Raw genomic sequence first — 250 nt, forward strand, 5'->3', positions numbered from 1 at the left:
GCTCGGATTCGATCGCTAAGCCATAACCAATAAGAAAGTCAGCTTGTTGAGGGTCGTCCATTAAGGTGTAACCTTTGTTTTGCATTATTTGCGTGATAACACCTTGGGTATATTCGGTAAACAAGGTTTTATTGATACTGTCAGGCAGGAAGGTTTTGCTGCGGTTAGGGTACCAAGCAAAGGTATTTTGTTGCTGGGCAAAATTGGTCAGATCGCCAGTGACAATTTTGGTTAATGGCGTGATTTTTAC

At 42.0% G+C, this 250-nt stretch carries 1 protein-coding gene; it reads right to left on the minus strand.

Translation table 11 applies throughout. The annotated features are described in order from the left end of the window. The coding region (locus MTCD1_RS19845; RefSeq protein WP_143760214.1) for a DUF4136 domain-containing protein at positions 1–250 on the minus strand (250 nt) is incomplete at both ends.

The organism is Colwellia marinimaniae (assembly GCF_002207865.1).
GTDB lineage: Bacteria > Pseudomonadota > Gammaproteobacteria > Enterobacterales > Alteromonadaceae > Colwellia > Colwellia marinimaniae.